Origin of the sequence: Vallitalea maricola (assembly GCF_036985595.1) — a bacterium.
Lineage (GTDB): Bacteria > Bacillota > Clostridia > Lachnospirales > Vallitaleaceae > Vallitalea > Vallitalea maricola.
Map to the genome: position 1 here is coordinate 1 of NZ_BTPU01000087.1, position 9,485 is coordinate 9,485.

Sequence of the window (9,485 nt, forward strand, 5' to 3'; positions counted from 1 at the left end):
ATACATATACTATTTTGCAAATACCACGTCAGAACAAAACATTTTTTCTGACTTACTTATATATTCCCCAACAAAAAAAGGCATGTACCCATACCTTTTTTATTTTTATATTTAATTATATCTTATTCTTCATCAATACAATCACTATTCACTATTCTAATAACTAAATAACTCAAGAACAATAGAAAACATGAAAGAAATCCATATTTTATTAGTTTTTTAATCATGTCCATTTCCCCCTTTGGTAATAACATATTTATATTATACCAAATAGTAGCCTATAAAAACATTCATTTTCCTTACAAAATTTAGGTACAACCTTACAAGTATGTAAGATTTGAATATCTAATCAATTTGCCTGATTATTGTAATATGTTCCTTCTCAACATCGGATAAAGCTTTGAAAATTTTTTTAATACTGTCAGGCACCTTAGAAAAATAACGTTCGTAAAATTCTATTGCATGCTTTTCTCTTTTATTAGCTTCTATTAATAACAATTCGTCAGTATTATGCTTTTTGTAATCTATCTTCTTAAGACTTGGGAATGTATTAAAACCGCCAAAATTTTTATGAACTCTTGCATGCATCATCTCAATATTACTCAAGTCCTTAAACATTTTTTTCAATTTCTCATCTTTTGCTTGTTTACTAGCTTCTTCATAGAAATCTCCGTTGAACATTTCTAATTTCATTCCCATATCTAATACTTTCCTAGTTTTATCCTCTAAGTCATCTGAATTGAAATTGATATATTCCTCATCATCACTTAGATATTCTTTTGTAACTCCACAAAAAGGACACCTAACTATATCGTCTACTTCATTTTTATCAATAAATGTAGAATCATTCATATTATAGTTTTTATCGTTTATGATCATTCCACATATTAAACATCTTATCTTTTTCACAGTAATCATCTCCCATGTTTTAACTAAGTAATATTATATCATATTATCTCAAATACAACGAGCCTTTTACTTAATACTCGATTTTCACTTCCCTACATAAAATATCTAACTATTTCATCTTTGTTCAAAACATTTATGACATCGCTTTTTTCTAACCAACCTTTTCTTGCCACATTTATACCATATCTCATATAATCAAACTCTTTAATGCTATGGGCATCTGGAGAAATGACAAATTTACACCCTTTTTCTTTAGCATTTTTCATATGTCTCCAATCTAGGTCTAATCTATAAGGATTAGCATTGATTTCAAGAACTACACTATTCTCATTACAAGCCTCAATAATCTGCTCTACATCTATTTTATATCCTTCTCTGCTAAGAAGCAGTCTACCAGTTGGATGTCCTAATATATTCATATATGGATTAGAGATTGCCTTAATTATTCTATTGGTCATCTTGTTTTGTTCCATTTTAAAAGCACTGTGGACAGAGCCAATGATAAAATCAAAGGATTGTAAAACTCTTTCATTATAATCCAGGCTACCATCTGGAAGAATATCTGATTCAATACCTTTCAATATTTTAAAATCGTGATATTTTTCATTAAGGAGATCTATCTCTTCGTGTTGTCTTTTTATATCCTCTTCTGTAAGACCACCTGCATAAATGGCTGTTTTACTATGATCAGTAATCCCTAGATAAGAATATCCTCTATTAATACAATCTATAATTAATTGTTCAATTGTAGCATTACCATCACTATAATTTGTATGAGTATGAAAAACTCCTTTGATATCTTCATTGGTTACAAGAACAGGCAATTCGTTATTCTCAGCAGCCTCAATTTCTCCATAATTCTCTCTTAATTCTGGCGGAATATAGTCCATACTAAACACATGAAATATATCTTCTTCATTATGACATATAATTAATTCATCATCTTTGAAAAGACCATATTCATTCATTTTTATCCCTTGTTTCTTAGCTAGGTGCCTAAGTGCTGTGTTATGTTCTTTGCTGCCTGTAAAATGATGAAGTGCATATGGATATTGCGAATCACTAACAACCCTAATGTCAGCATTCATTCCATTTTGTAACACTACACTTGACTTTGTTTCTCCCTTGCCAGTTATTTCTTTTACATAATAATGAGAAGTGAATAAATCCATCACTTTATCAGGTTCATCACTACTTACTAATATATCTATATCCTTTAACACTTCTTTCTTTCTTCTTAAACTTCCTGCTGCTTCACATCTTTGCACAATACCACTTGCTTTAATATATTTTAGCAACTCTGAACCTAAAACTTCACCAATGGGATAATGAAATTTTTCAGAATATTCATTATAATTCTTTATTCCCTCTAGAATTTTATCTTTAGTTTTTTTACTGAATCTTGGTAAATCCAATAATCTATTATTTTCACAAGCTTCTTTTAACCCTTCTATAGTACTTACACCGAGACTTTTATATATAGTCATTATTTTTTTTGGTCCTAACCCTGATATACGGAGCATACTGACAAGTCCCTTAGGAACGGTCTCTTTTAATTTTGTATAATATTCCATTTCGCCTGTAGTAACAAGTTCAGTTATCTTACTAGTTAATGCTTTACCAAAGCCTTTTATACTTCCTAATCTATTCTCTGAAACCAAAGTCTGTATATCTTCTTGAATGACTTCCAACTTGTTGGCTGCATCATAATAGGCTCTAGATTTAAAGAAATTTTCACCTTTCAATTCTAATAACAACCCTATTTCATTGAGAATTTTTATTATTTCACTCTTTGTCATTATGACACCGCCTCTTTATCATAAATTCTATCATATTAGTAACCATATCTATAGTTATCCCTAACTTAAATATTAGTATTAGCACTTAATAAAATATCTATACTAATCAGTAGTTAAAACAGATATGATATATTGGTGTAATCAATATAAACCCTTTGAATCTATATTTTTATTTGATATAATGTACAATATATAATTATAAATTCTAATGAGAAAGAAGGATTCATATGTGTGGTCGTTTTGTTTTAACATTAGATTATGATATGTTGGTTGATATTATAAAAGGTAGATTCGATATGGAAAACATAGCTTCTAAGCTTGATTATATTCCTCGTTATAATATTGCTCCAAGTCAACAAGTTTTATCTGTTGCCTCAAATGGTAAAAAAGATAGAATAGGTTATTTACGATGGGGCTTTGTTCCTGCTTGGGCAAAAGATACAAAAATAGGATATAAAATGATTAACGCAAGAAGTGAGTCTGTAGAAATTAAACCAGCCTACAAAAAATCCTTTATAAACAATAGATGTCTTATATTATCTAACGGGTTCTATGAATGGAAAAAAGAAGAAAACAGTAAAAAACCCATGTTTATCACTATGAAAAATAACAAACTATTTTGCATGGCTGGTCTATATAGTATATATTATACTAAGGACAAACAAAAAATAAGCACTTGTACAATATTAACAACTACACCTAACACTTTAATGTCCAATATCCATAATAGAATGCCAGTAATATTAAATAAAGGTGCTGAAAAAAGTTGGCTAAATCCTCATATAAAAGATATAACTTATCTAAAATCATTACTGAAACCATACCCAACTTCAGATATGGAAGCTTATGAGGTATCTAATCTAGTCAACTCGCCAAATAATGAAAGCCCATTATGCACAATACCTATATCTTGTTGATTTTTTTCTAAATATTATTCAACCAATTTTTTAATTTACTAACAGACTCAATTTTCGCTTTTAGGGGATCTTTTAACTCTATTTCTCCGATGAATCTATTCCCTTTTAATCTCTCTTTATAATGTTTAAAAGCTTTTCCCTCACCCCCACCAGCATGGCAGCAGAAAAGGGCAATATTCTTATTGATAAATGAATTCTCTGATAAAAAAGTGTTAACTGCTGGAGAAAAATGATTAGCCCATATAGGAGAACCTATAAAAATTGTTTCATATTGATCTAGATTAACATTATATGGTAATAATTCTGGTTTCTTATCTGTTATTGCCTGTCTTCCTCCTATTAAATATTTCAAGAATCCTTTTGATTTAATGTCTTTTTTTAGTTTTAATTCTAATAAATCAGTTTTTTCTTCTCTTTTTATTTCCTCGGCAATAAATCTTGTGTTTCCACCTAGGGAGTAAAATACAACAAGTTTCTTTCCATTATCCATAAGCATTTCCACCTTTCGTTTTTTTATAATCTTGATAAAAGTATACTTTTCATTTGTTCATTACTTAGATTAACAGGATTATTTTTATTATTAGTTGCTTTTACAATTGAATCCAAATCTTGTTCTGTGATACCAAATTCCTTAAGTCTTGGTATTTTCAGTTCATTTATCCAATAGTCTAAGATACTTACCAGCTCTTTACAAGATGTATCTATATCTTTCTCATCACTTCCTGTAAGTATTGCACCTACTTTAGCATATTTTTTCAGATAGATCTCATCTTGTTGTTCTTTTAGTAACTTAATATTAAGTTTGACTGCCTCAGGCAACAATGTACCGCATAAAACCCCATGTGGTATATCTGCATAACCACCTACACTTGAAGCAAACCCATGTACAATACCAAGACCTGCATTTGCTAATGTAATTCCTGATATATAAGAAGCATAAGCCATACTAGCACGTTTTTCTATAGAATCATATTCGTCCTTACATACTGACAAAAAAGATTTTCCAAAGTATTCTATACCTGAAACGGCTAATGCATCTGTCATGGGATACGCTATGGTGGATACGTATGAACCTATTAATTGAGTCAGTGCATCCAACCCACTAGCAGCTGTTACAATAGATGGGCAGTTAGTCATAAGTTCTGGATCTAATATAACTATATCTGGTACGAAATTCTCGTGACGTATGGATTTCTTGAATCCTCTTTTGCCCACTTTACTTAAAACAGCATTTTTCGATGTCTCACTACCAGTTCCTGAAGTAGTAGGTATTGCAATCAAAGGTATTTTAACTCCATTATGAATCTTTCCTTCCCCTACTCCTTCTATATATGCCATGACTGATTCTTTTTGAGTCAACATTGCAGAAATAGCTTTACCTGTATCCATGACACTGCCTCCACCAACAGCAATAACTAATTCAATATCATGTTCTCTGTACTTATTTACTTCATTATCTATACTTTCTGGAGAAGGCTCTCTTACTACTCTTGTCTCATATATATTACTATTTACCATCTTCTCTAATAATTTACCATAATACTTAGAATTTCTAAAAGAGTTTGCTCCTGTGACAAGCAATATATTTTTTGCACTTTTTACAATATGCAAAGAATTTATCTCATTAATACTTCCTGGATGAAAGATTGTTTGTGGTACTTTAGCAAAATTAAAGTTTATCATATGACTCATTCCTTTGCTGTTAATTTTATTTAATATTCTTTTGTTAAGATATTCAAAAATGTAAAATCCTATAAATTATATTTTATATCAAAATATCTATTTTGTCATTTGTTATTTTTAGAAATTTTTCTGTATTTTTATAAAAACATTAAATATTCTAAATAATTTTTATCAATTTTCCCCCTTGACAAGCATATAATATAAGCATATAATCTTAGTTAATTCAATTTGATTGTTAAATATATTTAAAAACTATGATAAGAATTAGTAGGATTAGTAGCGTTTTCAAGAGAGTTGCCGGTTGGTGAGAGGCATCAAACAAGCTGATTTGAATACATCTTTGAGTTTCCTATCGAAAGTTATCGAGTAGACTAGTGACGTTAGGTATACGTTATAATACCAGGGCATCCTTTTGGAATTACCAAACAGCGTGCTTATTAAGATTGTTATAGTAATATGACAATGAATCAAGGTGGTACCACGTGAGATTATACTCTCGTCCTTTTATTAGGATGAGAGTTTTTTATTTGTATTTTTTTATATGTTTTAATCAATTTGAATATTAACGAGAATATATCTTAAGGCCTAAAGATTATTTATAAATATTTTATTTTATGGAGGTAAAAAAATGGATAGAAATGTTTTTGAAACTTTACTAGAGAGAGGTTATGTATACCAATCTACACACGAAGAAGATATTAGGAAATCACTGAACAGTGGTTCACCTGTTACATTTTACTTGGGTATTGACCCTACTGCTGACAGCTTGCATATAGGACACTTTTTTGCGTTAATGATGTTTAGATATTTACAAGATGCTGGTCATAAAGGTATTTTAGTTATTGGTGGTGCAACTGCACTTATTGGTGATCCTAGTGGTAAGAGTGATATGAGAAAAATGCTTACGAAAGAACAAGTAGCACATAATGTGGAAGAAGTTAAACGTCTTGCAAGTAGATTCATCAAGACTGATGGTGATAATCCAGCATTAATACTTAGTAATGCAGAATGGATTAATCCTTATAATTTTATTGATTTCATGAGAGATATAGGTGTTCATTTTAATGTTAATACTATGCTTTCAGCGGATGCTTATTCTAAGAGATTAGAAGAAGGGGGACTTACGTTCTTAGAGATGGGCTATATGCTTATGCAGTCCTATGATTTTGTCTACCTGAATAAAAAGTACGGTTGTACTTTGCAAATCGGCGGCAGTGACCAATGGGGAAATATTGTTGCTGGAACTAATCTTGGAAGAAAACTTAATATAGCTAATAATGATGAAAGAGATATTATGTTTGGACTTACTTGTCCTCTTCTTATGACAAGAGAAGGTAAAAAAATGGGTAAAACTGAATCTGGTACATTATGGGTGGCTAGAGATAAAACTACGGTTTTTGATTTTTACCAATACTTTTACAATGTGAATGATGATGATACTGAGATGTTATTACGTTTGTTTACTAGAGTACCTATGGATGAGATTATAAGTTTATGTAAAGAGGATATCCGTGGTGCTAAGAGGTTGATGGCTTATGAAATAACTAAGTTGGTTCATGGTAAGGAAGAGGCTGATAAGGTTCTTAAGACTATCACTGAGTTATTTGATAAAAATAAGATTTCTAGTGATATGCCCGCCATTGAAATTGAAGAGAAATTAATAAAAGATGGTATTTCTGTTATTGATTTATTGTTTGAGTGTGAATTTGTAAGTTCTAAGTCAGAAGGCAGACGATTGATTAAGCAGGGTGGTATCAGTATTAATGGAGTTAAGGTGGAAGATGTTGATTTAGTTGTTGGTGAAGATAGGATTGAGAATGGTGAGATTGTTTTGAAGAGGGGTAAGAAGAAGTATTTGAAGGTTGTTGTGAAATAAATATATAATGATTTCTAAAATGGTGTGGATAAGGTTAGTATATGTTTAAATGAATGTATAGTTTATTATTGGACTAACGTGTAGTATGTGAGTGGTATATGGTTCGTTTTACTTCGCCTTACTCCTGAAGGAACGGTCTTCGTAAAACGAACCATATACCACTTTTTGTTTGTTGCATTGTTTAGTTGTAATAGTTAGTAAATATGTATGAGGTTTGTAATTTACAAGTTGGGTACATGAATTAGTGCAAAATATATTAGATATATTAGTAGAATTTTGATAGGTTTTAGTTTTGTAGTTGATTTTGTTTGTTGAAGAATGTTTTGTATCCTAGGTGGAGCATTATTATTACGGTTAATGATACTGAGCCGAAGATACCTAGCATGATGGCTATTTGGTATGTTATGGCGGTTGTTGGTATTACTCCTGCTAGTATTTGACCGGTCATCATACCTGGGAGAAAGATTATTCCCATTCCCAGCATTGAATTGATTGTTGGGAGTATTGCGGAATCAAAAGCTTTGTTTATTACATTTTTGGAAGCTAGTTGTGGGGTTGCGCCTAGGATTAGTGCTTCTTCTATTATGGCTTTATTGGTTGTCATTCCTTCTAACAATGAGTTTATTCCTAGAGAGATACCTGTCATTGAATTTCCTATGAGCATTCCGGCTATGGGGATAAAATATTGGGGTTCATACCATTTGGGAATACGGATGACTACAAATAAAAAGTAGGTCAGGCATATTAATGTGCCGATGCTCATTGATAGTGCTATGACTTTTTTTAGCTGTGGTGATAGTTTTGTTTTGAATTTCTTGTATATGGTATATATTGCGAAAATCTCCATTATTATTATTATGGCTATGGTGATATAGGGCTTTGGGTTGTTAAAGACAAATAGTAGTACGTGACCAGTGAGGATAAGTTGTAGAGTCATTCTTATTGATGATATTATTATTTCTTTTTCTCTGTTAATTCCTCTGAGTCTAACTATGACAAGTACGAAAAGTACGAATATATAAGCTAGTGCTACTTGTATGACTGTTAAGTCTATGATTCCATTCATATGTCCCCCTCCATTTTATGTTTTCCTTTATTTATTTTTATTATTGTATCAGAATATTTGTTTGCTATTTCTTTGGAATGAGTTACCATTATAAGGGTTTTTTTATTTTCTTTTACAAATTTGGTTATCATCTGTATTATCAGGTCTTCGGTACTGTCGTCTAAGGCTGATGATGGTTCATCTAATAGATAAACAGGAGAATCAAGGAGAAGGATTCTTCCTAATGATAGTCTTTGTTTTTCTCCACCTGATAGGAGTTCTGCATCATCATTAAGGTTTTTATTTAATTGGACTTTTTGTAATATTTCTTGTAGATAATCATCATTTGGTAATTCTTTATCTTGGAATTTCAATCCAACTAGAAGATTATCTTTGATATTGCCATCAAATACTATAGGGGTTTGGGATAGCATTGTTACTTGTCTGCGATGTGTAATTGAATCTATTTCATCAAGTGGTTTACCTTGAAATAAGATTTTACCTTCTGTAGGTGAAATCATTTTGTTTAACAATTTGAGTATTGTTGTTTTTCCTCCTCCACTTTCCCCTACTAATGTTGTAATTTTATTTTCTTGGATTTTTAATGATGGTAAGTCTATTATGTGTTTAAATTTCACACCTTGTAGTTCAAACATTGTTATTCCTCCTCTTCAACTCCTATTTCAGCTATAAGTTCTGCCAAATATCTTTTTGATTCTTTTAACTCTTTTTTACCCTCTTCGGTAATGGAGTAATATTTTCTTATTTTCCCTTTTACCTTTTCATTATAATGATTAATGAATCCCTCTTTTTCAAGATTGTGTAATATAGGATATAGAGTTCCTGGACTAAGTTTATATCCATGTTCAGATAATTCTTCCAGCATCCAGCTCCCATATATAGGTTCTTTACTTGCATGATGTAAAATGTGCAGGCATATAAACCCTTGAAACAATCTTTTGCTTATACTATTTTTCATATCATTAACTCCTATCGTTGTTGTTATCGGTTTTCGATATCGTATTATGATTATATTATAATCTGACATTCTAGTAATGTCAATACTAATTTTTTTAATTATTTACAGTTATAATTTTATAAATTACTACACCTTTTGTTATCTTAACATGTTAAAAACATCTGATAGCTAACAGTAAACCACGTCAGAAGAAAAAAGAGTTTTGTGAACTAAAACCAAGACACTTAAAGCAAAATAGTATATGTATATGTGGAGTAGTGAGGCAGGACGCCGAACC

At 30.8% G+C, this 9,485-nt stretch carries 9 protein-coding genes and 1 other annotated feature; of the genes, 2 read left to right on the forward strand and 7 right to left on the reverse strand.

The window, feature by feature from the left end; translation table 11 throughout:
- Positions 1-345: 345 nt before the first annotated feature.
- On the reverse strand, positions 346-909 hold the full coding sequence (locus tag AACQ14_RS21015) for a ferritin-like domain-containing protein (RefSeq protein WP_339365541.1): 564 nt from the start codon (positions 907-909) through the stop codon (positions 346-348).
- 92 nt (positions 910-1,001) lie between these two features.
- Entirely contained in the window at positions 1,002-2,708 is a 1,707-nt protein-coding gene (polX, locus tag AACQ14_RS21020; protein ID WP_339365542.1) for a DNA polymerase/3'-5' exonuclease PolX, read from the reverse strand.
- A 227-nt stretch (positions 2,709-2,935) separates the two neighbouring features.
- Between polX and AACQ14_RS21025 the strand changes: the two genes are divergently transcribed.
- Entirely contained in the window at positions 2,936-3,625 is a 690-nt protein-coding gene (locus AACQ14_RS21025) for an SOS response-associated peptidase (RefSeq protein ID WP_339365543.1), read from the forward strand.
- Positions 3,626-3,632: 7 nt separating this feature from the next.
- Here AACQ14_RS21025 and AACQ14_RS21030 read toward each other — a convergent pair whose 3' ends face one another.
- Both AACQ14_RS21030 and AACQ14_RS21035 read right to left on the reverse strand, forming a co-directional pair.
- On the reverse strand, positions 3,633-4,115 hold the full coding sequence (locus tag AACQ14_RS21030) for a flavodoxin family protein (RefSeq protein ID WP_339365544.1): 483 nt from the start codon (positions 4,113-4,115) through the stop codon (positions 3,633-3,635).
- A 23-nt stretch (positions 4,116-4,138) separates the two neighbouring features.
- Positions 4,139-5,308 (reverse strand): iron-containing alcohol dehydrogenase, encoded by a 1,170-nt coding sequence (locus AACQ14_RS21035; protein WP_339365545.1) that lies wholly within the window; start codon positions 5,306-5,308, stop codon positions 4,139-4,141.
- Between the two features lie 245 nt (positions 5,309-5,553).
- Positions 5,554-5,815 (forward strand) — a binding site (T-box leader).
- A gap of 121 nt (positions 5,816-5,936) precedes the next feature.
- Here AACQ14_RS21035 and tyrS point away from each other — a divergent pair.
- Positions 5,937-7,184: a tyrosine--tRNA ligase gene (gene tyrS, locus AACQ14_RS21040; RefSeq protein ID WP_339365546.1), complete on the forward strand. Its 1,248-nt coding sequence runs from the start codon at positions 5,937-5,939 to the stop codon at positions 7,182-7,184.
- Positions 7,185-7,470: 286 nt separating this feature from the next.
- On the opposite strand, the gene AACQ14_RS21045 is transcribed toward tyrS, so the two are convergent.
- The 3 genes from AACQ14_RS21045 to AACQ14_RS21055 are packed head-to-tail and all read right to left on the reverse strand — an operon-like array spanning position 7,471 to position 9,208.
- Positions 7,471-8,250, reverse strand: coding sequence for an ABC transporter permease (locus AACQ14_RS21045; RefSeq protein ID WP_339365547.1), 780 nt, complete (start codon positions 8,248-8,250; stop codon positions 7,471-7,473).
- The gene (locus AACQ14_RS21050; RefSeq protein ID WP_339365548.1) at positions 8,247-8,885 is read right to left on the reverse strand and encodes an ABC transporter ATP-binding protein; all 639 of its coding nucleotides are present in this window, start codon (positions 8,883-8,885) and stop codon (positions 8,247-8,249) included. Before AACQ14_RS21050 ends, AACQ14_RS21045 begins: the two co-directional genes overlap by 4 nt.
- A gap of 2 nt (positions 8,886-8,887) precedes the next feature.
- The gene (locus AACQ14_RS21055) at positions 8,888-9,208 is read right to left on the reverse strand and encodes a PadR family transcriptional regulator (RefSeq protein ID WP_339365549.1); all 321 of its coding nucleotides are present in this window, start codon (positions 9,206-9,208) and stop codon (positions 8,888-8,890) included.
- Positions 9,209-9,485: the final 277 nt, after the last annotated feature.